Source organism: Aeromonas sp. R7-4 (genome assembly GCF_040908055.1).
Taxonomy (GTDB): Bacteria; Pseudomonadota; Gammaproteobacteria; order Enterobacterales; family Aeromonadaceae; genus Aeromonas; species Aeromonas sanarellii.
Map to the genome: position 1 here is coordinate 25,233 of NZ_JBFODA010000041.1, position 24,622 is coordinate 49,854.

The 24,622-nt window shown below is 56.6% G+C and carries 29 protein-coding genes and 2 pseudogenes; 26 read left to right on the forward strand and 5 right to left on the reverse strand.

From position 1 onward, the window contains the following. The first annotated feature begins 40 nt into the window (after nucleotides 1-40). From AB5Y72_RS11355 to AB5Y72_RS11370, 4 genes are all read left to right on the forward strand, one after another. Complete coding sequence (locus tag AB5Y72_RS11355) at nucleotides 41-2,080, forward strand: hypothetical protein (RefSeq protein WP_202007334.1); 2,040 nt, start codon at nucleotides 41-43, stop codon at nucleotides 2,078-2,080. A 471-nt stretch (nucleotides 2,081-2,551) separates the two neighbouring features. Beyond that, nucleotides 2,552-3,505 carry a DUF932 domain-containing protein gene (locus AB5Y72_RS11360; protein ID WP_029303612.1) on the forward strand — a complete coding sequence of 318 codons (954 nt, stop codon included), beginning with the start codon at nucleotides 2,552-2,554 and terminating at the stop codon, nucleotides 3,503-3,505. Nucleotides 3,506-3,601: 96 nt separating this feature from the next. Further along, nucleotides 3,602-4,603 carry a YqaJ viral recombinase family protein gene (locus AB5Y72_RS11365; protein ID WP_113738893.1) on the forward strand — a complete coding sequence of 334 codons (1,002 nt, stop codon included), beginning with the start codon at nucleotides 3,602-3,604 and terminating at the stop codon, nucleotides 4,601-4,603. Beyond that, on the forward strand, nucleotides 4,600-5,538 hold the full coding sequence (locus AB5Y72_RS11370; RefSeq protein ID WP_099992308.1) for a hypothetical protein: 939 nt from the start codon (nucleotides 4,600-4,602) through the stop codon (nucleotides 5,536-5,538). The genes AB5Y72_RS11365 and AB5Y72_RS11370 overlap by 4 nt, the downstream gene beginning before the upstream one ends. A gap of 1 nt (nucleotide 5,539) precedes the next feature. On the opposite strand, the pseudogene AB5Y72_RS11375 reads toward AB5Y72_RS11370, so the two are convergent. After that, a pseudogene (locus tag AB5Y72_RS11375) lies at nucleotides 5,540-5,653 on the reverse strand (transcriptional regulator); the annotation flags it as partial. Between the two features lie 96 nt (nucleotides 5,654-5,749). Here AB5Y72_RS11375 and AB5Y72_RS11380 point away from each other — a divergent pair. The 15 genes from AB5Y72_RS11380 to AB5Y72_RS11450 all read left to right on the forward strand — a co-directional run bounded on the left by AB5Y72_RS11380 (nucleotide 5,750) and on the right by AB5Y72_RS11450 (nucleotide 12,660). Beyond that, a complete protein-coding gene (locus tag AB5Y72_RS11380) occupies nucleotides 5,750-6,310 on the forward strand; it encodes a lecithin retinol acyltransferase family protein (protein WP_029303605.1) in 561 nt (186 codons plus the stop codon). Nucleotides 6,311-6,349: 39 nt separating this feature from the next. Further along, the gene (locus AB5Y72_RS11385; protein WP_368199026.1) at nucleotides 6,350-6,775 is read left to right on the forward strand and encodes a DUF2787 domain-containing protein; all 426 of its coding nucleotides are present in this window, start codon (nucleotides 6,350-6,352) and stop codon (nucleotides 6,773-6,775) included. A gap of 10 nt (nucleotides 6,776-6,785) precedes the next feature. Beyond that, the gene (locus tag AB5Y72_RS11390; RefSeq protein WP_257119763.1) at nucleotides 6,786-7,214 is read left to right on the forward strand and encodes a hypothetical protein; all 429 of its coding nucleotides are present in this window, start codon (nucleotides 6,786-6,788) and stop codon (nucleotides 7,212-7,214) included. Then, nucleotides 7,189-7,488: a hypothetical protein gene (locus AB5Y72_RS11395; protein ID WP_171276707.1), complete on the forward strand. Its 300-nt coding sequence runs from the start codon at nucleotides 7,189-7,191 to the stop codon at nucleotides 7,486-7,488. The genes AB5Y72_RS11390 and AB5Y72_RS11395 overlap by 26 nt, the downstream gene beginning before the upstream one ends. A gap of 88 nt (nucleotides 7,489-7,576) precedes the next feature. Next, a complete protein-coding gene (gene radC / locus AB5Y72_RS11400; RefSeq protein ID WP_368199027.1) occupies nucleotides 7,577-8,074 on the forward strand; it encodes a DNA repair protein RadC in 498 nt (165 codons plus the stop codon). Then, a complete protein-coding gene (locus tag AB5Y72_RS11405) occupies nucleotides 8,071-8,262 on the forward strand; it encodes a hypothetical protein (protein WP_043170870.1) in 192 nt (63 codons plus the stop codon). The genes radC (AB5Y72_RS11400) and AB5Y72_RS11405 overlap by 4 nt, the downstream gene beginning before the upstream one ends. An 84-nt stretch (nucleotides 8,263-8,346) precedes the next feature. Continuing rightward, nucleotides 8,347-8,841: a hypothetical protein gene (locus tag AB5Y72_RS11410; protein WP_016349978.1), complete on the forward strand. Its 495-nt coding sequence runs from the start codon at nucleotides 8,347-8,349 to the stop codon at nucleotides 8,839-8,841. After that, nucleotides 8,841-9,056 (forward strand): hypothetical protein, encoded by a 216-nt coding sequence (locus tag AB5Y72_RS11415; RefSeq protein ID WP_029303599.1) that lies wholly within the window; start codon nucleotides 8,841-8,843, stop codon nucleotides 9,054-9,056. The genes AB5Y72_RS11410 and AB5Y72_RS11415 overlap by 1 nt, the downstream gene beginning before the upstream one ends. After that, nucleotides 9,053-9,415 (forward strand): hypothetical protein, encoded by a 363-nt coding sequence (locus AB5Y72_RS11420; RefSeq protein WP_043170869.1) that lies wholly within the window; start codon nucleotides 9,053-9,055, stop codon nucleotides 9,413-9,415. The genes AB5Y72_RS11415 and AB5Y72_RS11420 overlap by 4 nt, the downstream gene beginning before the upstream one ends. 79 nt (nucleotides 9,416-9,494) lie before the next feature. Then, nucleotides 9,495-10,037, forward strand: coding sequence for a hypothetical protein (locus AB5Y72_RS11425; protein WP_290019779.1), 543 nt, complete (start codon nucleotides 9,495-9,497; stop codon nucleotides 10,035-10,037). 1 nt (nucleotide 10,038) lies between these two features. Further along, complete coding sequence (locus tag AB5Y72_RS11430; RefSeq protein WP_124240609.1) at nucleotides 10,039-10,380, forward strand: hypothetical protein; 342 nt, start codon at nucleotides 10,039-10,041, stop codon at nucleotides 10,378-10,380. Between the two features lie 30 nt (nucleotides 10,381-10,410). After that, nucleotides 10,411-10,707, forward strand: coding sequence for a hypothetical protein (locus AB5Y72_RS11435; RefSeq protein WP_124240608.1), 297 nt, complete (start codon nucleotides 10,411-10,413; stop codon nucleotides 10,705-10,707). Nucleotides 10,708-10,796: 89 nt separating this feature from the next. Beyond that, nucleotides 10,797-11,111 carry a hypothetical protein gene (locus AB5Y72_RS11440; protein ID WP_368199028.1) on the forward strand — a complete coding sequence of 105 codons (315 nt, stop codon included), beginning with the start codon at nucleotides 10,797-10,799 and terminating at the stop codon, nucleotides 11,109-11,111. A 2-nt stretch (nucleotides 11,112-11,113) separates the two neighbouring features. Beyond that, nucleotides 11,114-11,518, forward strand: a complete 405-nt coding sequence (locus AB5Y72_RS11445; RefSeq protein ID WP_080988641.1) for a type IV toxin-antitoxin system YeeU family antitoxin — start codon at nucleotides 11,114-11,116, stop codon at nucleotides 11,516-11,518. Between the two features lie 203 nt (nucleotides 11,519-11,721). After that, nucleotides 11,722-12,660: a restriction endonuclease gene (locus tag AB5Y72_RS11450; RefSeq protein ID WP_171269279.1), complete on the forward strand. Its 939-nt coding sequence runs from the start codon at nucleotides 11,722-11,724 to the stop codon at nucleotides 12,658-12,660. Nucleotides 12,661-12,678: 18 nt separating this feature from the next. Here the strand turns inward: AB5Y72_RS11450 and AB5Y72_RS11455 are convergent, their stop codons facing one another. Further along, a complete protein-coding gene (locus AB5Y72_RS11455) occupies nucleotides 12,679-13,392 on the reverse strand; it encodes a M48 family metallopeptidase (protein WP_005331303.1) in 714 nt (237 codons plus the stop codon). Further along, nucleotides 13,392-15,209, reverse strand: a pseudogene (locus AB5Y72_RS11460) (restriction endonuclease subunit R); the annotation flags it as partial. The pseudogene AB5Y72_RS11460 and the gene AB5Y72_RS11455, both read right to left, overlap by 1 nt. A gap of 173 nt (nucleotides 15,210-15,382) precedes the next feature. On the opposite strand from AB5Y72_RS11460, the gene AB5Y72_RS11465 reads away from it, so the two are divergent. The 6 genes from AB5Y72_RS11465 (at nucleotide 15,383) to AB5Y72_RS11490 (ending at nucleotide 20,247) form a co-directional block, all read left to right on the forward strand. Then, nucleotides 15,383-16,582: a site-specific integrase gene (locus AB5Y72_RS11465; RefSeq protein ID WP_047337386.1), complete on the forward strand. Its 1,200-nt coding sequence runs from the start codon at nucleotides 15,383-15,385 to the stop codon at nucleotides 16,580-16,582. A 139-nt stretch (nucleotides 16,583-16,721) separates the two neighbouring features. Next, entirely contained in the window at nucleotides 16,722-17,105 is a 384-nt protein-coding gene (locus AB5Y72_RS11470; RefSeq protein ID WP_047337387.1) for a type II toxin-antitoxin system RelE/ParE family toxin, read from the forward strand. Further along, on the forward strand, nucleotides 17,089-17,391 hold the full coding sequence (locus AB5Y72_RS11475) for a DNA-binding transcriptional regulator (RefSeq protein ID WP_047337388.1): 303 nt from the start codon (nucleotides 17,089-17,091) through the stop codon (nucleotides 17,389-17,391). Before AB5Y72_RS11470 ends, AB5Y72_RS11475 begins: the two co-directional genes overlap by 17 nt. Nucleotides 17,392-17,413: 22 nt before the next feature. Further along, entirely contained in the window at nucleotides 17,414-18,232 is an 819-nt protein-coding gene (locus AB5Y72_RS11480; protein ID WP_058142534.1) for a TIGR02391 family protein, read from the forward strand. 13 nt (nucleotides 18,233-18,245) lie between these two features. Next, nucleotides 18,246-19,529 carry a hypothetical protein gene (locus tag AB5Y72_RS11485; protein WP_058142533.1) on the forward strand — a complete coding sequence of 428 codons (1,284 nt, stop codon included), beginning with the start codon at nucleotides 18,246-18,248 and terminating at the stop codon, nucleotides 19,527-19,529. A gap of 7 nt (nucleotides 19,530-19,536) precedes the next feature. Beyond that, on the forward strand, nucleotides 19,537-20,247 hold the full coding sequence (locus AB5Y72_RS11490) for a hypothetical protein (RefSeq protein ID WP_047337391.1): 711 nt from the start codon (nucleotides 19,537-19,539) through the stop codon (nucleotides 20,245-20,247). Here the strand turns inward: AB5Y72_RS11490 and AB5Y72_RS11495 are convergent. Next, entirely contained in the window at nucleotides 20,210-22,858 is a 2,649-nt protein-coding gene (locus AB5Y72_RS11495) for an AAA family ATPase (protein WP_047337392.1), read from the reverse strand. The genes AB5Y72_RS11490 and AB5Y72_RS11495 overlap by 38 nt on opposite strands. Before the next feature lie 358 nt (nucleotides 22,859-23,216). Between AB5Y72_RS11495 and radC (AB5Y72_RS11500) the strand changes: the two genes are divergently transcribed. Further along, a complete protein-coding gene (radC, locus tag AB5Y72_RS11500) occupies nucleotides 23,217-23,723 on the forward strand; it encodes a DNA repair protein RadC (RefSeq protein WP_047337393.1) in 507 nt (168 codons plus the stop codon). Between the two features lie 70 nt (nucleotides 23,724-23,793). Here radC (AB5Y72_RS11500) and AB5Y72_RS11505 read toward each other — a convergent pair whose 3' ends face one another. Then, a complete protein-coding gene (locus tag AB5Y72_RS11505) occupies nucleotides 23,794-24,603 on the reverse strand; it encodes a hypothetical protein (RefSeq protein ID WP_047337394.1) in 810 nt (269 codons plus the stop codon). Nucleotides 24,604-24,622 lie beyond the last annotated feature (19 nt).

The window sequence follows — 24,622 nt, forward strand, 5'->3', positions numbered from 1 at the left end:
GCACATACAACCACTCTGCAACGAACCCAACAGACAAATCATGAAGACACATCCTTTTGCTGAATTTATCTACTCTGTAGAAGACACCCTTGGCCTTTGGCATGAGGCTCGGAAAACAGAGCAAACCAGTAAACGCCCTTTCGATGCGCACCGTGAACACTTTCAGAATAAAACTGACAAAGATGATCTCCTGCCAAGACTAGAAGAGATATGTGAACTCTTACATATTGGCTGTAATTTATCGCCCGACATGATTTCAAACCATGTTGATGTATTAGAAAGTGTGTATATTGCATTAGCTCGAAGGGAATATATTCTTAAAGAATCAGCCGAGGATACAATTAAGCTTTATATTAAAAATGCATTAATTCCGTTGATGTGCGTAGACATTTCTATTTTTAAGCAACAAGCAAGTGAAATGTCTATATATTATCATCTTGACAAGATTCTAAGATTAGAAAATGTAATGATACAAGATAACGGACAGAGGCGATTTGGAAGGGAAGCTGCAAAACAATACATGCATAATTATATTCAAAACTACTTTGACATACATAAAGACATACTTATTAAGTATAATTTAAAAGGCGATAAGTCGTTAATTAATGACTTATTAAAATACCTTTATTATTTAACAGGATCAAAAAATCAAACCTGTACAAAATTGAATCAAATCATTAAAATTTGCAACCACAAATTTTCTGCTGCAAAGGTTGATAATTCTGTTTTTAGCATTAGACCTATAGCCGCTGCTTACACCGCTATAATCATCCTCCAAGATATAGATAACAAAACAGGTATGTTTGGCCATTTTTATAACATCTATAGGAAACTCACCCTTGGTAACGAAAAGCTTAACCTGCTTGCACAACACATCTGCACTTTACTTGATCTTAAAAATGAAAAAGCACATATTAAAGCTGCAAGGCTTGGTATGCCTGCCGCCATTATATCATTGCACCTTGATGATTTGAATGAACGTAAAACTCTGTACTTAGATGGGATCGTTGAAATAATTATTTCATTTTTTGAAACCCCAGCAGTGTATCGATTTGACAACGACAATAAATTATTATATCAACTTGAAGAACAATTAATTTATCTATCAAATATGGTATCTCTGCCACCTATAGCTAACCACTTAAATTACAGTTCAAATATCCTTGATTATCAAGAAATTAAAGCGGAAGACCACTATCAGAGAGTGGTTGAATTTAACAAAAATAATGTCACTAAAATCATCACGCTAACGAAACAAGTAGCCAATCGATACCAAAAATATCTCTCTCAATATATCGTGCTAATAGACGCACTTGATTGCATTAAAAATGAAGACCCAGCAATGGCTTTAGACATAATCGATAGTGTAGATAGAGAAAATCTATCTACATTCGGGTTTATTAAACATGCGCTAGCTGTGCTAAAAATTGGATTAATGTACAATTTAAAGTGGAAGGCGATTAAGAATGGTTCTTTAATGCAACAGGTTAATGACATTATAAACCATCAAGGCATCGTTTTTGTCCCTACACGTGCATCTCAGCACGTTATAGGAAACAGCAATGACTCATGGCTTTCTAAAGATGAATATATAAAACACTCTATTATATCTGGCGGAAATACGTATAATACGATCATAGCACAAGCTATCTACGCTTATAATTATACCATTGCACGACACACAACTTCGCACGTTCAGGAAAAAGTTGCACATTCAAGACAAACATCTATAAATAATGGTTTAAATCTTAATCACTTCTCCGAATTTATTAACCACGGCCTACTTGATAAACTTAATGAAATCTCAGGGAAAATATTGACTGGACTAGATAAAATCAACACAGATGTAGAACATACATCATTTGTAGAAGAATTAATTGAAGCAGGATTCGTCTTATCAGATGATTTATCTAAAAATCTAATTCATTGTATTACAGGTTCTTCTCTCGGCGTTTGCCTTTTGGACCATTCAGCTATCATGATGTTTTTATCTGCCCCTGGAGATGATGTTGAAAACATCATTGAGTTGGGTAAAAAAACTAAAGTTGTGCAATCACTGTTCAGGTATCATCACCCTTAGCCTAATGAATGAGCACATCTTGATGCACATCAATGCCAATTATACCTGCGAGAATAGATTGTATATATTTATATTGTAGAGTATTGTTTTCAGAAATGGAGCAAGTTGCCAAAGCGTAGGTTAATGCACTTTCGTGCAACCACGACCTAAAGCGTCGATCTTGGTACGCTGGTCGCTTCTCCTCCCTCTGATGTAAAAGTCCCTGCACCCCATCAAGCATGCCCCTCCAGATACTTTCAGATACGAATATCAAAAATATCTGGAATATCAAAAATATCAGCTACAAATGAACCCCAAAACATTACTGGCGGCCGTCTGGCATTTTCATATAGCACCGTCTGATTTTATGGTGCTGTGCTGTCACCTTGCATTCCGATTACCTTCAATCAAATAAATTTCAGATATATATTCTCTCTATGAACCTACCTCTGGAGCTGCTTTGCCAGCCCCTTTTTCATTGGAGATTGATATATGGCTCATCTCATCGATACCATGGCCTACACTGGCCAAACACCCTGGCACGGCCTCGGAAATATCTTACCCCCACGACAATCCTTGGAGATCTGGCTTAAAGCTGCCGGAATGGACTGGACCATCGAGCAGAGCAATGTGATGTTTAACGTTGCTACCGATGCCTTGCATATTCGCCCCTATAAAGACAGCAAGGTGCTTTACCGATCCGACACGCTCGAACCCCTGTCGGTCGTCTCCCAACGCTATAACGTGGTACAGCCCCATGAGGTGCTGCACTTCTATCAGGATTTAGTGGAAATCGGCGGCTTTGAATTAGAAACCGCTGGCTCACTTAAGGGCGGCCGTAAATTGTGGGCGCTGGCCCGTACCGGCCAAGACTTGAAACTCAAAGGCAATGACTTGGTGAAGTCCTATCTGCTGCTGGCAACCAGCTGCGACGGCACGCTCTGCACCACGGCGCAATTTACCTCATTGCGAGTGGTCTGTAATAACACCCTGCAGATGGCGTTGCGTAATAGCACTGGGGCAGTCAAAGTCTCTCACTCGACGACATTTGACCCGGCTATTGTCAAAGAGGAATTAGGGTTGGGACTTGCTCATTGGGATGAATTCAAAACCCAGACCAAAGCATTGGCTGCCCGTCCTGTTGCCCCAGAAGAGGCGCTACGTTTCTTTAGCGTCCTGCTGGACCAGCCATTGGATGCCGACAATCAAATTATCCTCACCCGACCAGTCCAACAGCTCCACGAGCTATATCAAGGCGCCGGTATGGGCTCGGAGTTGGCCAGCTCCCAGAATACCGCCTGGGGGCTGGTCAATGCGGTGACGGAATATGTGGACCATCATCGCCGTGCCCGAAGTCAGGACTATCGCCTGGACTCTGCCTGGTTTGGTCAGGGTGCTCAGCTAAAGTCTCAGGCCCTCAATCAGGCCCTTACTCTGCTGCAGTAATCCCCGCTCTACCGATTTATTTCATTTACCCGTCATAGACCCCTACCCAGCCATCAGGCCGGGCGGGGACGTTTATGCCGCTGACAAGGAGTAATGATGAAAGCAAAAGCCAAATACGGTCAGGCTATTCGCTTAGCCTCCACCACCGACCTCTCTCGCAAGCAGTGGTTGGCGATCCGCAAGCTTGGGCTAGGTTCATCCGATGCCGCCGTTGCGGTGGGCCTCTCACCCTATAAATGCCCGCTGTCACTGTGGCTGGAAAAGACCGGGCGTAAGGAGCCGGAAGATATCTCCCACAAAGAAGCTGTGCTGTGGGGTATCGAGCTCGAACCGGTGTTGGCGCAGGTCTACGCCAAGCGCACCGGTTATCGGGTGCGCCGGGTCAATGCGGTACTACAGCACCCCGAGCACCTGTTTATGCTCGCCAATCTCGACCGGGAGGTGGTGGGCCACCCCGACGGCCCCGGCATCCTCGAAATCAAGACTGCCAGCTATCACAGTGCCCCCCAATGGGAGGAGGGCGTACCGGTCGCCTACCAGTGTCAGGTACTGCATCAGCTCGCCGTCACCGGTCATGCCTGGGCGGAAGTGGCGGTACTAATCGGTGGTCAAGATTTTCGGATTTACCGCATCGAACGCGACGAGGAAAAGATCCGGGATCTCACCGAGCGGGAAGCGCAATTCTGGCATCAGGTCACCCACGACCAGCAGCCCGAGCCCGATGGCTCCGAAGATGCAGGCTCGGCGCTGGCTTGGCTCTTCCCCCGCGATGACGGGGAAACCGTCGATCTCTCCGATTCACCCGAGTTCAACCAGCTGTTCGGGGAGTTGCTGCATCTGCGCGAACACAAGGAGGAAGTGGAGCTACGCGAATCACAGATCAAGCAGCGGCTACAGGCCACGCTGGGAGAGGCTACGGCAGGACTCTTTGCCGACGGCAAGATCACTTGGAAACGCAGCAAGGATCGGCTGGCCCCGGACTTGGAACGGCTCGGGCAGGATCATCCCGACCTGCTCAGCCACTACGTCAAACCGGTGCCCGGCTCACGCCGTTTCACCATTCAGGCAGCTCACGCGGCCAGGAGACACACACCATGATCAAAGGACTGGCGATTACCCCACCCGTGATCGGGCGGATCTGTATCGGCAGGCTGGTACAGAAAGAGGGGAAATGGGTGCCTGAGAAGGACGATAGTTTCACCCTCACCACCCAGGTACAGCAGAAAGGGGGATGGTTGCTCCATCCCTTGCATCAGCAGTTCGCTCAAGGGCATGAGCAGGCCAAGATCCGCGCCATTCCGGTGCGGGTGCTGTTCAATGACAGCGATCTGAACCTGAGGGCGGAGTACAGCGCCTTTGACCGCCAAACCGGACGGCCGCTTTGTGTCGGCAATGGAGAGGTGGCAAAACGGGTGGGGGCGCAAGGGATGGAGGAAGTCAGTTGCCCCGGTCCGGAGCGCTGTCCCTACGGCCAGCAACAGGGCTGCAAGTTGTACGGACGACTGAACCTATTTGTGGAGGGGCAGGGGGATGAGCTCGGCAGCTTTATCTTTCGTACCACAGGCTATAACTCGGTACGGACCCTGGCGGCACGCCTCAAGTACTTCGAGGCGGTGAGTGGCGGCCTGACCCGTTATCTGCCGCTGACCTTACGGCTACGGGCCAAGAGCACCACCCAGTCCTACCGCACCCCGGTCTACTACGTGGATTTGACTCTGCGGGACGAGCTGACTCTGACGGAGGCGGTCGGTCAGGCACGGCAGGAAGCGATGCTGGATGAGGAGGCGGGACTGACAATCAGCGAGATGGAAGCGGTGGCGCGAGCCTTGCTGCGTAATGGTCAGTTCGAGGACGTGGATGAAGAAGTGCCAATGCTATTGGAAGAGTTTTACCCTCAGGTGGAGGAAGGGGAACATTCGACAGCCGAACCGGCACCGCAAGCGGAGACCAGACCACAGGGTTCGCGAACTCGGGCATCCCCGTTAACCAACAAATTGGGTAAAGGCGCGGCACAGGCACCCGGTGCGCTCTAACTCAGGATTTGGCCAAACGCTCGACCAATAGCTCAAACGTCTCAAGCAGCAATACCCGGTCGGCACTGTCCAGCCGGGCTAGCTTCTGCCCCAAGACTCAACCCTGCTCGGTTGGGCGCGGATGGGTCGCATACATCTTTTCACACCGACTCCAGGGCACCCACAAGGTGCCCTGTTTCGTTTTTATGCCTGACCACAAGGAGTTAACTTCATGTCTCGATTCACCCCAGGCGATCATCTGGTGACCGCTCGCCTCGGTTATACCCACCACGGCCTCTATGTCGGGGGCGACCTCGTTATCCACTACCAGGGGCCTAATCTCGGCCTACCCGGTGAAATCGTGATGACCTCTCTGGATGCGTTTTCCGATGGTAAGCCGGTCTGGTGCAAATTTTGCCCTGTCAGGCGGTATGACCGAACAGCGAGCCTCAAACGTGCCCGTACACGGCTGGGCGAGCATCGATACGATGTGTTGTTCAGTAACTGTGAACACTTCGTGATGTGGTGCATCCACGGTATCCACCACTCGACACAGGTTAGTCAGGTAGCAACGGCGGTGGCGAAAGCGGCCCTTCGTACTCCACAGACTACTATCATTCCCCCAGCTATGACTGTGTTGAGCCGCGAGCGCACAACGTCTGATTACATAACGCTCGCCACCTCTGCTATCACCCTGACCACCCTCGCGACATCGCCAAGCTGGGTCCCCCTGGCAACCGGCGCATTAGCCGTTCACGCAGTCAGCCGCCTCTGGTCCTGGCTCACCGACTGAGCCACTGCCGCTACCTCACACTTTCAAGGAGCACAACCTATGACTATTCCCTTCTACCGGGACGGCTTTGCCCTGCCCGTTTGTCAGGCTCTACTGGCCCTGCTCAGCCAAGAAGCCGAACGTACCGATCTCGATCTGGGGCGCTGCACCCAGCTGACCTTCAACTTCCGTAACCCCGGTTACAGCGCTGAACAGGGTGGCGTCCACCCGGTCGAGATCCGCTTGGTACGTGGTCTTGACGACTGGCTGGTCGATTACGTCACCGATTTCAGTTACCAGGGACTGGGCCAGGATGCCGAGCTCTGCAAGGAGCTTGATTTCAACTTCCTCGACGGGGAACACACCATGTTGGGCTGGGGGCCGCTACGGCTGGCTGAAGCCCGGGAGTTGTTCGATATCTGGCAGAGCAACTTCATTGCCTACTGCCGGTTGGAATGCTTCAGCGTCACGGTTAGCGGCGATTAGGAGGTGTGTGATGACTAACGAACTGCCGCTCTCCCATACCTCACGTCAGTGGTTGGGCCTGGTCGCGGCCAAAGCCAAACTGCAGCCGACTCACCAGGGCGAGCGCTGGTTGCTGCATCTGACTCCTGGTAGCCCAAACGCTCGCACCGTTACACTGCACCTGCGCTGGTATGGGGGGCAGTGGCAACTGCTCTCCCTCACCAATGCCGAGGACTGGCGCACCATGAGCCATCCCGTGGATGAAATCTGCGTTGACCCTAAGCGTCGTTGTTTCTGGCGCAGCCAAGCAGGACCGGTTTCTCTCAGCGAGCAACCCCGTGTGTTGGCAAGTTTCCTGGCTGACCTGCAGCGTACCTGCACTCATCACGGTTATCGAGTAGAGAGTGACCCCTTACCCCAAGAGGAGACACACGATGCCCAACCAACCGATCGCCGTTGAGCTTGAAGCGATTAATCGAGATGGCGAGACGCAGGTGGTGCGCGACAGTGGCCTGACAGTTCAAGGCTACAGCGTCTACCTACGGGCGGTAGAGACCAGCGGGCTGGCACTGGCTACCTGGGTAGCTGACTACGACACTATCGGCCCAGCTTACGAACTGGCAGAGCGCTTGAGCCTGGCGCTGGCCGTCCCGCTCACCATGCTGGTCCCCGAATCGCTGATGCCGGTGAAGCGAGAGCCCACAGCTACAACAGGCCCCACCACGGTCAACTGACCCCCCTCAAAGAGAACCAACAACCTTTCTATCTTTGACCCCGACATGCTTCCTGCGTGCCGGGGTTTTGCTTATTTGGAGACCCAATATGCGTTACCACAAACTCAAAGCCGGAGAATGCCCCGGCACTTATGTCGTCACCGAACCGGTGACCGAGCAAGACATGTTGCGTATTGCCAATCAGATTGCCCGTAAACGCCTGGCCAAAGGCACTGCCATTACCAGTACCACTGAGGCCGCCGAGCGGCTGCAAACCCTGCTGCAGGACCGGGAGCATGAAGTGTTTGGGGCACTGTTCCTCGACTCCCAGCATCGCGTACTGGCTTTTGAGGAGCTGTTTCGTGGCACCTTGGACAGTGCCAGCATCTACCCACGGGAAGTGGTCAAGCGGGCCTTGCTGCTTAACAGCGGGGCCATTATCGCGGTCCACAATCACCCCAGTGGTAACCCGGAACCCAGCTACTCTGACCGGGTCTTTACCCAAGCCCTCAAAGAGGCCTTGGCGCTGGTGGATGTCCGGTTGCTTGACCATCTGGTGGTCGGTGCTGAGGGTGTGGTATCCCTGAAAGAGAGAGGTCAGCTATGAACTTGGTCCCAGGCACATCACACCTCACCGCCCTCGATATCCTCCTCGAATTGCGCTTTTGGCTGGCAGACAACGTCGAGATGCAGGCAGATCCCGCCATCGTGGCCCACCTGCCTAACGGCTACCAGCTCACCCAGGCTGACTGCATCGAGGTCATTGATGTGCTGCTACATCAGCTGCGCGATTAGCCAATCCGGATCATCAGGTCCAACACCATCACCCACAAGGCCACCTCACTGCAGGTGGCCTTTTGCATTTCAAGGAGCTAGCCCATGTCTGCCTTCATGATCGATCGCCAGGACTACCTGACCTTTGCCGTGCAGTTACACCGCTTTTGCAATGGCCCGTTGCCACCGCACTACACCCTGGAGCTACTGCGCACCCTCTGGTGGCTGCCGCCAGCAGACACGACCAGTACCTGGACGTGGCGGGTAGATCGGTTAGTGCGACTGATGATGCTCGCCAACCGGCGTGCAGTCTGGCATCGCTATCAGCTGGGGCGTCATCAACCACTTCAGCACCGCTCTACCAAGCTGAGTCCGCTTAAACCTGCCCACCGTTACCACCAGGCTCCACTCACCGATAGCGAGCTGGTGGCCCTCTACAAGTTCACCTGCTGCGCCCTGTACCAATCGAGCGAATGGACCGGGAGCCCTGAGCAGGCCCCACGGCTTGTGAAGGTACTACAGCAGTTGCAACAGGCTCTCGCACAAGACGTGCTGACCCGGCTGTCACTGTGGGAGCAAGCACCCTGGGGAGAGATGTGATGGATCTCTACATCACCCTGACAGTGGCAAGCTCGCCACCGAGTTCAATGGCCCACCTAGCCCAACGTGTCGCCGATGACATGGCACACCTGCATCACCGTCTAGGGGATGGGGTGAGCGATGAACTGGGCATCAGTATCAGCTATCTGGTCGAACAGTTTGCGCTGCTGGCAGCTGCTTACCGTTCACCGGAGGAAAAGGAGAAACACCCATGATCGAATTCAACGACAGCTTTAGCCAGGCCTCCGTAGCGGAGGCCATGTGTGCTCACTCAGGGCTTGCCAAGCTCATCAGTCAGCAGTTGATGCTGCCGGGCTTTGCCTATGCCCACGATGTGGAGGGGCGACGTATTGGTGGCCCGCTGGTGGCCCCCAACCCTGTGTTGCACAAGACCACGCTCTTTGTCAGTCCACGGGATATGCGTGAGCACCTGCCACGAGAGATTAACTTCGCCCGCTTTCGCTGCGCCTGTAATGCAGCGGGTCAGCCGGTCGGTGAGTGGCAACGGGTAATTGTCGGGGCCTACGTCAACCACGGTAGTAATGACAAGCCGGATTGGAGTAGTCACACCTGAGCCACGGCCACCAGCACACACAAGACCCCATACAGCCCCTCACTCCGAGGGGCTGTATGCATTTGAAGGAAGCCCAACCATGCACGACCTGCGTGATTACAAGACCCTGACCGCTCGGCAGATCACCACTGCCATCGGTCAGCTCAACCACAACACCGCGCCGAAGATAATGACCCACCTGGGATTGCGGGCCAGGCAGCAGCAACCACTCGGTAATGGCCGTAGTAGAGCCAAAGCCCTCAAGCTGCTGCGCCGGGTCAAGAAGGCTCTGAAGGCAGGGCGTATCCCGTTCGAGCTCACCGTGACGGGTTGCCGCATCGACCGGGGCAGCCATCAGGCTGACCGTTACTACTACGACCGCACACTACTGGCTCAAGGTTGGCAGCAATACGATACCGAAGAAGATGCGTGGTACTTCGGTATCTGGATTCACACCGAGAAGCTCGAGACCTTTACCTATGCCGAAGGGGATACTAGTCATGTGATTGCGCCGAATGTCGAGGCGTTTCGAGCCGAACTGGCGCGGCTCTACCAGTACCACCCACAAGCCCCGGCGTTTATCAGCATCGACCCGGAGGCGGGTGTGGTGACCCGCCATTTTGAAGCCAAACCGGAGGTGTGAAATGGCCAAACACATCACTATCAAGGTGCCCGGCAAACATCCGCAAACCGGCGAGCTCACCACCTTCGAACTCAAGGGCCAGCGCATGGATATCGACATCGGTGGCCAAGCCGTGCCCTTCCTCATTCACGGGAGGGGCATCGGCACCTCACTCACCCACATCCCGAGCGGCTATCGCATTGCGCTGCTCGGTGGCTGGCTCACTGCGCGTTACGCCATACCCGAGAATAAGCCCAGCAGAACAGACTGCGCCCAAATGGCCATAGACCGACTGGTAGCCCAATACGGCTCACTGCACCTGCTTGACCGCCTTAATTGCAAGCCGGTTATCAATCAGATGTAACCCACAGCCCAGACAACAAGGAACCGCTCAATGACTAACCTCCTACCTGCAACAACGAACCCACTGGCAGGCCATTCGGTGATGCAGATGCTGGATGTCGCCATGAGTTCCATCATCGGCGATTACGATGACGCAGATCTGGTGCCGGAATGGCAATGGGTCAAGCAAAGGGCCTCCCATGAACATGTCGGTGTGAAAGATGACTCCGCCTATGAGTTCACCCTGAACCTGGCCATGGAGCTCGATGCCATTCCACCAGCACTGCAACCCTTGCTCACTGCCGCCCAGCAAGCTGGTGTGAACTACATCCTGTTTTACAACGGCTAGCCACCGCGAACATCTCATCGCTCATCAACAAACAACATAAAGGGCCAGCCATCACAGGCTGGCCCTTTGCATCATTGGAGTCACCGAACATGACCCGTCTTATCACCGGGCTCGAGGTGCATCGCTACGCCCCCGAGCTCAACAAACTGCATCTGCGCAACCGGCAGACGTTACCCGCCCCCGGCATCACCACCATCAAGGAAGCCAAGGCACGCCTGCTTGGCCGCTGGCAGCCGGGGCATCAGGTGACCATCACCGTGAGCCATCCCGACTACATCAATCTTTCTCGGCTCTACCGGGGGCGGCTGACAAACCTGACCGAACTCCCTGAGCACCTGACCAGACTACGCCAGCGCCACAACGTGCCCGGCACCTGCATCGACATTCAACTGAGGTATCGCTAATCATGACCACGACAACCACCCACACCAACAACCAACACCCCGTAGCGCCAGACCACCCCACTCGGATTTTTGCACAGTGGGGTTTGCCCCATACCGTGACGCCACGCTTTGGCGCTCGTCTGATACAGAGTCGCTACCGGCTCGATTTTCTATCCGATCGGGCCAGTCTGATCGGTGAATGGAGTGAGACGCAGATAGCCAAGCTCGACCTGGCTTTCCCGGAGATCATCAAGGCTCTGGAAGCCAAGCTGCTAACCGGCGAGCTGGATGCTCAACGTCAGCACTGCATCACTATCCAGCACGGCGGCTTTACCTGCGAAGCCGACACCCTCGGTAGCCATGGCTATGTCTATATCTGTATTTACCCTGCGGCGAGCATGGACGCCAATCCTGACCGCAAGGCGTGACCACACATCCGCTTGTGGTAACATTTTTAAACCTACTCGTCCGTGATAAGTGGGTGGGTCTTGGGGAAGGCCAATTCATGACCTTCCCTTTTTTTGGTGACGCTGTTTTTTTGAGGTTGCTCCCAGTGACTTCGATACCAACTGGCCCCAAGTAGGTCGCTGTGACAAGATAAGCCCCTGTTTTATCTCGATCTGGTTGCCCGATGAAAGAAACCCTGCCCAGCTATGAAGCCATGATGCCTGCCGTGCTCAAGGTATTGGCCGATGGTGTCGCCCGCTCTCTACGTGAGGTATTCGAGCGGGTTTGCCAGCACTACGCCTTTACTCCGGAGCAGTTGGCTGACACCTTGCCCAGTGGTCGCCAAACCACGCTGCGCAGCCGGGTTGGCTGGGCCAAGACCTATCTGGTCAAGGCAGGACTCATCGAGCAACCCAAGCGGGGCATTTGCCTTATCACCGAACGGGGTAAGGCGGCGCTAGTCTCGGGACATACTATCGACAACCGCTATCTGGCCCAATTCAACGAGTTCGTGGCGTTTACCCTGGCCTCCAGTGAGAGCGCAGGCAATACGCAACAAGCCATAGCGATCCCGACAGACACGCCAACACCAGAGCAGGCCAGCACCCCTCAAGAGCAGATTGAGCAGGCACTATCTGCCATCAATCGCTCCCTTGCCGATGACCTGCTTGCCGAGATCTTGGGCCTTTCCCCTCGTTTCTTTGAACAGCTGGTGGTCGATCTGATGGTGGCCATGGGCTATGGCGGCAGCCAGCAGGATGCCGCCCGCACCACCCGTTACCAAAGCGATGGCGGCATCGATGGCATCATCAAGGAAGACCGGTTGGGGCTCGACTCCATCTACCTGCAGGCAAAGCGCTACACCGACAAAACCGTGGGGCGTCCCGAGATCCAGTCCTTCGCGGGGGCGCTGGATCTGCACAAGGCCCGCAAGGGGGTCTTTATCACCACCTCCAGCTTTAGCCGTGAGGCGCAGGAGTATGTCGGACTGATTGAGAAGCGCATCGTGCTGATCGACGGTGCCCGTCTTGCCGCCCTGATGATCGAATACGGCGTCGGCGTCACTACCCGCCAGACCCTCACCATTAAAACCCTGGATTCAGATTACTTTTTGGAAGAATAAATCGTGGCTAAACCAGCCCTAATACCCCCACCGATTAAATGCCAGCGGCATCTTGTTGAGCTTCTCGCGATGCTCGCGCCAGTTGGGCAGATGGGTATCCATCAGTGTGATAAATCGCTGGTTATGTTTGCGCTCTAACAGGTGAACCAGCTCGTGCACCACAATAAATTCCAGGCATTCAGGGGGCTTCTTGACTAATTCGAGGTTGATCCAGATGCGGGATGTATCTGTTTTGCAGCTCCCCCACATGGTCTTCATCCGTTTGATACCGACAAACGAAGGGGTGACGTTGAGCAAGGCCTGCCACTTGGCCATCAATATCGGCAGCCGCTGGCGTAGCAATTGGCGATACCAGCCCAGTAGCAAGGCTTCTCGCTTCGCGGCGTCATAATGAGCGGGAACCCGCATCCGGATCCACCCCCCTTGTAGCTTGACGCTGTGCGCTCCCTCAACCGGGATCACCTCCAATCGATAGCCCCGTCCCCAAAGGTAGTGCGTCTCGCCGCTGCACATCTGGCGCTCGCTCTGACGTGGCTGCGCCTGAAAGTGGGCCTGTTGCTGCCGGATCCACGGCAAGCGTCTGACCACGGCCATTCTGATGGCCGTCTGTGACAGCGACGCCGGGGCCGAGACGCGCACGCGACCATCAGGGGGCAGCACATTGATGTGCAGGTTCTTGATCCCCTTATGCTGCAACTCCAGCGTGAGCTCACCAATGGTGATCAGGGGCATCAGTGGTACTCCTGCTGCGCTTTCACCAGCTCCATCACCTCGGCAACGGTCACATCGTATCCCTTGGTTTCTTCGGCAATGGCAAACGCGATCTCCCGCTCCTTGAAGCGATCGCCATACCAATCGGCCTTCTTGGTATAACGCACGGCGGTATCAATCCTGGCCACCAGCAGCTCATCCTTGCCCAGATTGTCATAGAGTGCCCGTTTGGCTGCCGTGTCTATGCTCTCTGGGTAGGCGCTCTGGCTATGGCTCTGTGGATATTTCACCTGCTTGGCCAGCTCGCGGACCTTTTCCAGATACTCCTGATAGGAGATGGCCTGCTGGCGGCGCAGATCGATCAGCTCATCGAGCAGCACCGACATCCTCTCGTAGTATTTGGGGTTGACCGGGTTCTCATCGACGATGGTCCGGCGCACGTTGTTTTCAATCGCCTCGGCCATCGACTCCTGATTGTCGCGCATCTCCTTGGGCAACCCATCCAGCGCCTCGGGGCCGCGCTGGATAATGAGCTCCAGCAGCCCCAGCTCCTCAAAGTCCATCAGCGTCTCGCTGGGGTCGGCATCCACCCACAGATCCAGCATCTGGCGCATGCCCGGCTCGAACTGCTTCATATCCACCAGATCACCACTGGCCAGCTTGATCTCATCCCGGACCTTGGCGAAGTGTTCGACCTCCTGCTTGATCGAGGCGGCCTGCGAGGCGCTGTAACCCGCCTCCTCCAGCTCACCCGCCAGATTGGTAAAGGCGCGGATCAACTTGGCCACCAACTGATAGAGGGTCAGCCGCAATGCCTCTTTCTCGCTCAGGGTCTCTTCATCGGCTCCCGGCTCACAACAGAAATAATGCTGATAATCGAGTTGCGACTTGGGCGCCTTCACCGGCTCACACAAGGCACGGACGGCTTCCAGAGCGTTATCCAGATCCTCTTTGGCCTGGGCCAGTCGATCCTTGAGCAGCCCGGCCACATCCTCCTTGTCATAACCCGCGAAGGCCTCGGCCGTATAGTCGTTGACCGTCTTCTCCAGCGACTTGAACAGGTCTTTGTAATCGATGATGTAGCCGTACTCCTTGTCGTCACCATCCAGCCGATTCACCCGACAGATGGCTTGGAACAGGTTGTGATCAGCCATCTTCTTGTCGATATAGAGGTAGGTGGCAGAGGGGGCATCAAAACCGGTCAGCAGCTTATCCACGACAATGAGCAGCCGCATCTGGCCCGGCTCTTTGATAAAACGCTGCTTGACCAGTTTTTCAAACTCTTCGACCCGCTTAGCCGCCTCATCCTCCGGCTGCTCGAAATAGTCGGCCAGCATCTTGCGATAGATGTTGTACTTGGCCAGCTTCTCCGTCAGCCCCTCGCCCGTCTCCTCGCCCTTGATCTCGCTGGCATTGGGTTGGTAACTGGTGACGATGGCGCACTTGCCAGCAAAACCGGCCTGGCTGAACATCTCGTAACTTTTGCAGGCTTGATAGACGCTGGCGCAGACCAGCATGGCATTGCCACGACCATCGGCCAGCCGGGGCTTGCGCTCGAAGTCGAGCAGAATATCGGCCACTATCTGCTCCAGCCGCGAACGACTGGAGAGCAGCTTCTGCATTGAGGCCCACTTCTGTTTAAGCTGCTGCTTGCCCAGCCGCGAGAGATCCTTGGTCTTGGTATCGAACCACTCATCCACTTTTTTCTGGGATTTGACCCGCTGATCGATATCCCGCGCCTCGTAGCGCAGATCCAGCACCACGCCATCACTCACCGCCTCGTTGAACTTGTAGGTGTGAATGTAGGGGCCAAAGACCTCGATGGACTTTTTTTTGTTTCACGATGACTCCAGCATCGCAATTCGCTGGACTACGCCAGGGCTAGATACAGCAGGTTTATCAACCACTTAAGCGAGTTCAACATATGCCGGTGCTTTCCGAAATTTGACCCGGCTTCCCCTCGCGTGGCTCCCATGCGGCTCTTGGAAACCGGGCTTTCCGAGGAGTCATCATGGCGAAAATCAAGCTCACCAAGTCCGTAGTCGACTCGGCACAACCTCAATCCAAGGCCATCGAGCTCCGGGATACCGTGGTGCCCGGCTTCCTATGCAAGATCACCCCTGCTGGCCGCAAGGTATTCATGCTCCAGTACCGCACGAACGCCGGCGAACGCCGCAAACCCGCCCTGGGGCAGTACGGCGAGCTGACAGTCGATCAGGCACGCACGATGGCTCAGGAGTGGCTGGCCGAGGTGCGCAAGGGCGGCGACCCCAGCGCGGCCAAGAACGCTGCCCGTAAGGCTCCGACCATGAAGGAGTTTTGCCACACCTTCATGGAGGACTACTCCAGGCAGCGCAATAAGCCCAGCACGCAGCGAGGCTACCAGGGGGTCATCGACCGCTGCATCATCCCCATCATGGGCCGGATGAAGGTGCAGGACGTGAAGCGCCCGGACGTGGCCGCGTTGATGAAGAAGCTGGCCTACAAGCCGGCCGAGGCCAACCGCACCTTCGGCGTGCTGCGCAAGATGTTCAATCTGGCCGAAGTATGGGGCCTGCGCCCGGACGGCACGAATCCATGCCGTCACGTCCCGATGTACCCGCCGGGCAAGGAAACCCGGCTCATCGTGGACGATGAGCTGGTACGGATCTTCCGTCACTTGGAGCATTTGGAGGCGGAAGGGCTGGAGAATTACGTCATCCCGCTGGCGATCCGCCTGCAATTCGAATTCGCTGCTCGCCGCTCCGAAATCTGCCCGTTGGAATGGGATTGGGTAGATTTGGAGAAGCGCCGCGTCGTCTGGCCCGACAGCAAGACCGGAGGCGTTTCCAAGCCTATGAGCGAGGAAGCCTATCGGCTGCTTTCGACTGCGCCGCGCCGGGAGGGTTGCCCCTATGTCCTGCCGTCACCCAATGATCCGACCCGACACCTGACCTTTGGCGAGCACTATGGAGGTTGGAAGCGCGTGCTCAAGGCTACCGGCGTGCCGCATGTCGGCACGCACGGCATCCGCCACCGCGCCACGACGGACATTGCCAATTCGGGCGTGCCGACCAAGGTGGGGATGAGGCTGACGGGTCACAAGACCGTGGCGATGTTCATGCACTACGTCCACACCGAGGACAAGCCGGTGCGCGACGCGGCCGAGCTGGTGGCAAGCCGGCGGCTGGCGATCACGGGTGCCTCGCGCCCGGCGGAAGCCACTGCATGAGCAGCGGCCAGCACCCCGCCTTGCCTGTTCCGATTGTCGTGTTGGTGTCACGAGAATCGGGCAGGCCCCCCCTTCCAGGGCGGCTTCACGGCGAAGGTTTGAAAAACATGCCCGTTACGGGTATAGTTTGGAGGTCGACATGACGAGCATCCTCAAGCGCAGGGACTTCGCGCGGTGGCAGGCGAGTGAGAAGCTGCCCGATGCTGCCTTGTGCAAAGCGGTTCAGGAGATGGAAAACGGTCTGATCGATGCGGACTTGGGCGGCTCCCTCTACAAGAAGCGGGTGGCTCGCCCCGGTGGCGGTAAGAGCGGCGGCTACCGCACGCTGCTGTCAGCCAGGATAGGTAGCCGCTATGTGTTCCTGCACGGGTTTTCCAAGAGCGATAAGGCGAACGTCACACAGGACGAGAAGAAGGCACTGCAATTCGCCGGCAAGGTGTTCATGGAACTGTCTGCCGAAGCCTTGTCGATGGCGTTGCAGTCCGGTCTGTTATTGGAGGTGCATTGTGAGCAAGATCATTGAATCCCTGCGAGGTGACCTGGCTGCGCTTCATGAAGCGGGAGCGATCAGCAAGGTGACGATGCGCGAGTTCGACGCGATTTGCCCGCCTCCCGTGCGGGAGTTCGGCGCGGCCGACATCAAACGCCTGCGCGAAACCTTGAAGTTCAGCCAGCCGGTGTTCGCGCTTCACTTGCACACCACGGCTTCGACCGTGCGAAAGTGGGAGCAAGGCGAGACCCATCCCACAGGACCTGCACTCAAACTGCTGAACATCATTGCCGATAAGGGCTTGCAGGCCATCATCTGATGCCTGACAACGGAGACAGGCAGTGGCGACGCGAATTCCTCCTTTCAGCTCACAGCATCTTGAAGCCGCTTGCCGCGTGCTCGCCGATACCGAGCGCGGCCTGAGTGGCACACAGATAGAACGCCTGCTGCACGAAATCGAGGTTGCCGACACGTCGCCTGGCATGACCAAGTGGAAGCGATTGTTCAATGCGCTGGCCGGCGTACAGAATCAGCACCAGGTCGGTAACCATCTCATCATGTTCATCAATCGCGCGATGAACCCTGTGAACTACGCCCGCGAACCTGCGACGTTCGCTTGGCGGCGCGACGAACTCAACGTCGTGCTTGCCTTCTCCGGTTTCTACGTGCGCGAAGATGGCAAGGTCGCGCACGCCGATAAGACCACGACGCTCGATGCCGCGCGGGCCCGAGCGGGGCGACTCAGGGCTGCTCTGGAAAGCCGTGTCGTCCACGCGGAAGTGCTGAACTACTGCCGCGCGGAGTTGCTGGACGAAAACTATTTCCATGCCGTGTTCGAGGCAACGAAAGGCGTTGCGGAGCGGATTCGCCTGCTTTCGGGCCTGAGCGGCGATGGCGCTGAGCTGGTGAACAAGGCATTCTCAGGCCAGCAGCCCGTTCTGGCCTTGGGGCCGCTCACCACAGAGTCCGAGAAGAGCGAGCAGAAAGGCTTTGCCAATCTTCTGATCGGCCTGTTTGGCGCCGTGCGCAATCCGCTGGCCCATGCACCCAAGACGAATTGGCCCATGTCCGAACAGGATGCACTGGACATCCTGACGCTGGTATCGCTGATTCACCGCAAGTTGGATGACACCACGAAATTAGCGACCGTATCGCCATAAGGGAAGGCCAAGAATGGACGAGGCGATCGTTGTCTTCTCTCGAAAAGGGATTTTTCAGACCACGATCGCCGCCCGCGACGTTCGCAGCCGGGAGCATGCGCGCAAACTGTGGCCCCTGGTATCTCCAGACGCATCACGACAGATGGTGACATGGGTCAGCCCCTCCTTTGAAAGCGGAAAGCTGCGTCGGCGATCCCATTTTCGGGTGCTTCCTGCCCAGCACACCTTCAACCCCAAAGCACACTTCGACGATGAAGAAGCCAGTCGGTGGCGCGCCGTGCAGGAAAGCCCCGAACACCGGCGGGCGAAAGAACGTGTCGCGGCCGAACTCTCCCGACGCTTGAATGCCGGGCTTGCGATGCCGTGGGCGTTCAAGGATGCGGATGCGTCGGATTATCCGCTGGAAGGCAACTTGTTGCTCGGCGCCGACCGGGTGGCAACCGAGCATCCCCTGGAGACGCCGTTTGGCAGCAAATTCCGGCTCGACGTGGCTGTGCTCGGGCCGCCGGTCCAGGTCGAGCCGATGGTGCTGGGCGGCGTTGAAATCGAACTCGGCCACGCCTTCGACGGGCGCAAGGCGCTGATCGGGAAGTCGCTCGGATTTCCGCTGATTTCCATCGACATCACCGAGATGACGCTGGACGAACTTACGCCTGAGTGGGCACAGCGGGTACTGACCGCAACCACGCGGAGCCACGAGCAAGGACGCCGGCAGACCTACATCTATATCCACGACCTGCTGTACCCCCTCTACGCGCAATTGCCGGCGTTTCTGGACGACGAGCAACGCCATCAGTTCCTTGTGTTTGCCGACGATGAGACACTGAATAAGCTGGTGCGCTGGATGAACTTGCTCGCCGAAAAGCTGGAGTACCCGAAAGGTACGGTCGCCGTTGCTCTGGTCAATGGCAAGAACGAACAGTCGCGCAAAATGCTGGAACGCGCGGGACAGGTCGTTGGCCCCGACTGGAGTGAGTTCAACAGCCAGCGATGCCTACGGTTGACCGTGCCGCGCCCCAAAGGTCCAGCGGATATCCAGGCCCATCGCTTCCACATGACGATGGCGCGCATCCTGCTGTCGCACACAGATGCGCTCGTTGGCTACAAGTATTGCAATGGCGTGAACAACAACCACCCCGAAGAAGATGTGTGGGTTGCGCATCGCTGGATCGCCGACCTGAAAACTCATACCCAGCACCGCGTATTGCCGAAGCGGCTGGCCGAACCGATCAACAGGTTGATCGCAGTGGTGTCGGACCTGCATCGCAATCACGCAGCAACCAACCAGGAGGCATGACCATCCCATGTCGGAAATCATCCTGCGGGCAAATACTCCAGCGGAGCTAAAGGACAGGCTAGCCGAGTTGGACATCGATGTTCCCCCGCGGTCGGAGGGGCGCCGGAACCACCATGCAGAGCGCTATTGCATCGCGCATCTGCTTGCGACGCTACCGGTTGAACAGCTCTCGTTCCCGCTGACCTTGACCCATTCTGACAAGCCGGATTTCCTTTTGGCGATGTTCCGGGCCGATGTGGGAATCGAGCACACTGAAGCTGTGCCGGAGAACATCGCCCGCGCTGACTTTCTCCGTGAAAAGGAGGGCTTGGGGCCGGACGTCTACTTCACTCCCCATGTGTTGCCTGGGGAACCCAGAAAGACGGCCGGTGAACTCCGCCGTGAGATCGAGGCCGACGAGTCAGGCCCAGGGTGGTGTGGCGATTCGCCGGAGCGCGAATGGGCCGCCGCGATGGCCCACTACGTCAAAGAAAAGATGCCGAAGGCGACGGCCGACGGCTTCGTTCGATACCCCGCCAACTGGTTGATCGTGTATGACAACTGGCCGCTGCCAGCCATCAACTGCTCCAAAGCGGCATCGTATTTGGCCCCGCTTCTTGCTGAAATGGGCGCTTTTTCAGTGTTCGATACCATCTTTATCCATGACGATTCGCACATGTGGGAATTTCGTGAAACTCCACTCACCCAGGTGTTGCGGCCACTGCGGGCGCCCCACTAACGGTTGGAGCAGCCTTGCGCTTCTTAGCCGTCTCCACACCGCGCTTCTCAATCTGCGCCCGCCACATTTCCAGCGCTGTGATGTCGGCGAGAAGCTCATCGGGATCGGGGACTGCGATTCCACCCATCAGCGCCTTGTCATGTGCATAGTTCGAGCATTTCGTCATGCCTGCATTGACTTGGGCATAGTCGTCGTCATCGACCACGACGCCAGCGAGCCTTTGCGTTTCCACGCCCTTACGGAATCGGAGGATCACTTCACGCAGCAAGACTTCTTCGACAGCACGCTCCCACGCCATGCGTAAACGAAAATAGGCATCGATTGTTTGCTTTCGGTGTTCTTGCTCCTCACCATCCTTGTGCAGCTTGGCGATGGACTGCTGTTGGGCCTTTAGCGCGCCGATCCGCTTACTTGCATTCTTCCCTTCAAACGGGAGTTCTGGATCGGCGACGCCAAACCCCTCAGCGCGGCGAATCAGGCTTTGAGTCGAAATCGCCACGCCGGCAGTTTTGGCCTCCTCCACCAAGAGACATAAGAAGTAGATGTCATGGGTGAACACTACAACTTGACGATACGCGGCTTCGGTGGCCAGGCGCTTTGCTACGCGCTCTCGCCTGCGATGGTCGAGCGATGACACAGGATCGTCAAAGACGATGCCGCCTTTGCCACCGCTCAACCCGACTTCAGCCAAGAAGGAGCCGATCGCCACGGCGCGCTGTTCGCCCTCGCTCAGAATGTCACCGGGGCTTCGACTTTGAGGAAGTTCCAATTTCAGCTTGTGCAACGCCTTGCCTCTGTCGGCGCGGCTCTGCAGTGATACGCTCAACGCACCAACCCCCAATGCCTTGAACTCGCGATTCAGCGCTTCGGCGAGTTCCTTGGAAACAACCTTCTCGGCCATGTCCGATGCCTTCAGCGAGATGGCATTGGTCTTAACAGCGGATAGGCACTGCGCAAGTTTCGCTTGATGGCTGAGCTTGCCCACGGCCGTGACCACCGCGTCTCTGACCTCTCGCAGCTTGACCCGTGCATTCAGCTCCATGAACTGCTTCTGGAGGGTAGCGCGGGCCTTCTCGTCTGAGGCCTTTTCCAATGTTTCTGCCGCAGTGTTCAGCTTGTCGGCCAGCGCTTGAAGTCGCGGCGCGGGATTTTCTAGGGCTTGAGCAACGCCTTCCCACTGGTGTGAGAGCACAGCCGCCTTGATAGCCTCTTGGCGGGCTGCCAGCAGCGGCTCGAATGCCTTGACGTCCGCTGCCAACTTCGGGTCCAACGCTTCAATCTCTCCATAGGTCACATCGTCGAGATTCAACGTCAGGTTCTGCGCGATGAAAGGCTTGTACTCTGCATACAGTGCGGCCCGACGTGTCTGTGAAGTCTTCTCGGCTTCTTGCTGGATGAATGCCTCAAAACGCAGCAAGCGAGTAGCGCCTTCGGCCAAGGGCTGCTGGCATAGCGGACAAGGTGCATCTGTGCCTAGGTCGGGAAACGCCTTGTCCGGATGTGACTCGACGGAAAACTTGCGAGCGGCGTCGAACAGCTCGCGCCAAACCTCTCCCCCGGTGCCCGGCAGAAGATCTTCGCCTTCCTTGAATTCTTTGGCAGCAAGCGCGGCTGCTGCCTGCGCTGTGCGATAGCTGTCCGCCAAACTGCGCAGCTTTTCGACGACGGGATGGTCTACCAGCGCGCCTTTGCTGGTCGCGCTTGTCGCGATGGTTGTGACACGGCGAGCCTGCAAGCGCAGTTGAGCTGCCTTATCCTTCGGATTGTTCTCTTGCAGGCTCTTTTCCAATTCGGCGTGCTGCGCCAATTCTTCTGCGGTCAAGTTGGCTAGCGCGTCGATCTGGGCCTGAGTTGTCTTTGCGGACAGTGAGGAAATCAGCTTGCCGACCAGAGTATCGCCCTGCAACGGGGAAAATGCAGTAAGGTCGGCAGCGGACTGCATCTGCTCAGCTTCGACCATAGCCTTCAACTGCTTGCAGACTTTCGCCAACGCCTCAAATACATCGAGCCCGTAAGGTACGTAAGAGAAATCGTCTTCACTGTCCAGATAGGCGCGTGCACAGCGCGTGTCGAAGACTGCCAATGACGACAATTCAGGGGGAGCTACCTTGCCATGCGTCCATTGCACGTCCTTCGCAACACCGTCCACCAAGATTTCAAAGGTCGCCTCTGGGACGCCGGCTTGACCAGCGGGGAGGTGGGCATTGGGATGGATCGCTTCAGTTCGGTCGCGAGCGCGGCAGGCGCGCTTGAGCACCCTCGAATATCCTGATTTGCCAGAACCGTTATCTCCGTAGATGACGGTCATACCTGTTGCATTGAAAGGCAAGCGCTGATTCTCTGCAATCGCATTGACGTTTCTCATGTTCTTCATTGCGACCAGCTCGATGTGCGTCGCCACCGCAACGGGCGCAGGAATCTGGTCGGCCGTTAGGGGTTTAGGCTGACGGCCCTTCGGATCGGGAATTCCATGTGCCAGCTTAAGCAGCGCGAATAGATCTTCGTTGTCATCCATCGTCAATGTCTGCTTCGCCAGCAGGCGTGCGACGGCATCGCTTTGCCAAGCTGGCAATCCCTGAGTCCAAGCCAGAATTTCTTGCAGTATCGACATAGCCCCCTCCAGTCTTTGTTGCAAGTTTTACCCGATTTTTTCATTTTGTGCGTCTCTGCGTTTCGCCGTTGGGCTTGGGGGTCACGCCCCGCGCCTCGTATCGAGTTGTGGCCATCCGGCTTTGATCCCTAACGCCTCCGGCCCTGGTGGGCCTGCGCGCTCCACTTGCCGGGGGGCGTGTATGGCATGGAGCGGTCTTGCTGTTTCCCTTCACCGTACCACGGCGTTCTCGCCGTCAAGGGCGGCGCGCGCGTTGCGCGCTGGCGTCCTGGCGGCCGGCTTCGCCCCCTGACTGCTTGCGCTGCGCCGTGCTGGCGCCGGTTCCGGGCAATTCCGCCCGAGCAACCGGAGCACGATCATGTCGCAGTTTTCCCTCTCTTCCGATGCCTCGCTGCTGGTGCGTGACGGCCGTGGCCGCTATCGGCCGGCGTCGGCCGACCAGATCCTGGATGCCGCGCGTCGGGTCATCGACCAGAAGATGCAGCGCGGTACCGAGTTTAGTTCGCCGGCGACGGTCAAGGAGTACCTGCGCACCAAGCTCGCAGGCTTCGAGCACGAGGTCTTCGCAATCCTGTTCCTCGACACGCGCCATCGGCTGATCGAGTACGTCGAGATGTTCCGCGGCACCATAGACCAGGCATCGGTGTATCCGCGCGAGGTGGTCAAGGAAGCGCTGCAGCACAATGCGGCGGCGGTGATCTTGGCGCACAACCACCCGAGCGGGAATCCCGAGCCGAGCGCGGCCGATCGGGCACTGACCCAGCGGCTCAAGGAGGCGCTGACACTGGTTGAGGTGCGCACGCTGGATCACATCATCGTTGCAGGCGACCAGACGACGGCATTCGCCGAACTCGGCTGGCTGTGACGAAGGGGGCTTCGGCCCCCTTTTTGCTGCGCATCAGGGGAGATTGCGTTTTGCTGGCGACGGCACGTCGTCACTTGCCGCCGTTGCGTTCGCGCTGGCGAAGCCGCTTCACATAGGTGCTGTCCGCCAGCTCGTCTGGCCCAAGATCCAATGCGCAGTTCGCCAACGAGGCCAGGGTGCCGTCGGTAAGCTTGAAGCCCGTGGGTAGCAGCCCGTAGTTTCGTGCGCTGTTTTCCTCGATGGCGGCGAACAGGGCCTTGAAGAAGTCGGCCCGTGACGGGCGCGACGCCACGGTGGCCGCCGCAGTCAAAGGATCTGTGGCTTCCATGCCGGCGTTCTCCGCATCGGCAGCCAGTTCTCGCAGGAACTGATCCAGCGATGGCCAGTATTTCAGATCGAACTGGCCGCGAAGGGCATCCAGGCGATCCTTGACCCAGGAGTTGAACAAGTAGTTGTGCTCGGATGCCGCTTCGATCACGTCGCAGACGTGATAGTGCGTTTCGCTGCTGAAGCCGGAGGTGTTGTTCAACTCGGTGCGGCGCTCCAGCAGCTCCGCCAGTTCCTCGGCCTTCCGTGCGATCTGCCGGTTGACGCCGGCCAGTTCGTCGCGGGCGACGCGCGCCTCGGCGATCTTCTCCGGGCTCCAGAACGCTGCCGTGCTCAGCAGAAGGTCCAGGAAAACCTTGAGTGCCGGCGGACGCGGCTGCAGTTTTTCGTACAACTCGCCGTAGGCCTCCCTCAGCTCGACGCCGCGGGCGAGCAGACGGTCGGCGACGGCATTCTCGCTGGGCAGGATGCCGTGCTCGATGTTGTAGCGCTTTCCTTCGATGAGGATGGCTTCGCAGGCTTGCTGCGGGCTTGTCGTCTGCGGTGAACTCATGTTCCGTTCCTGATGTTGA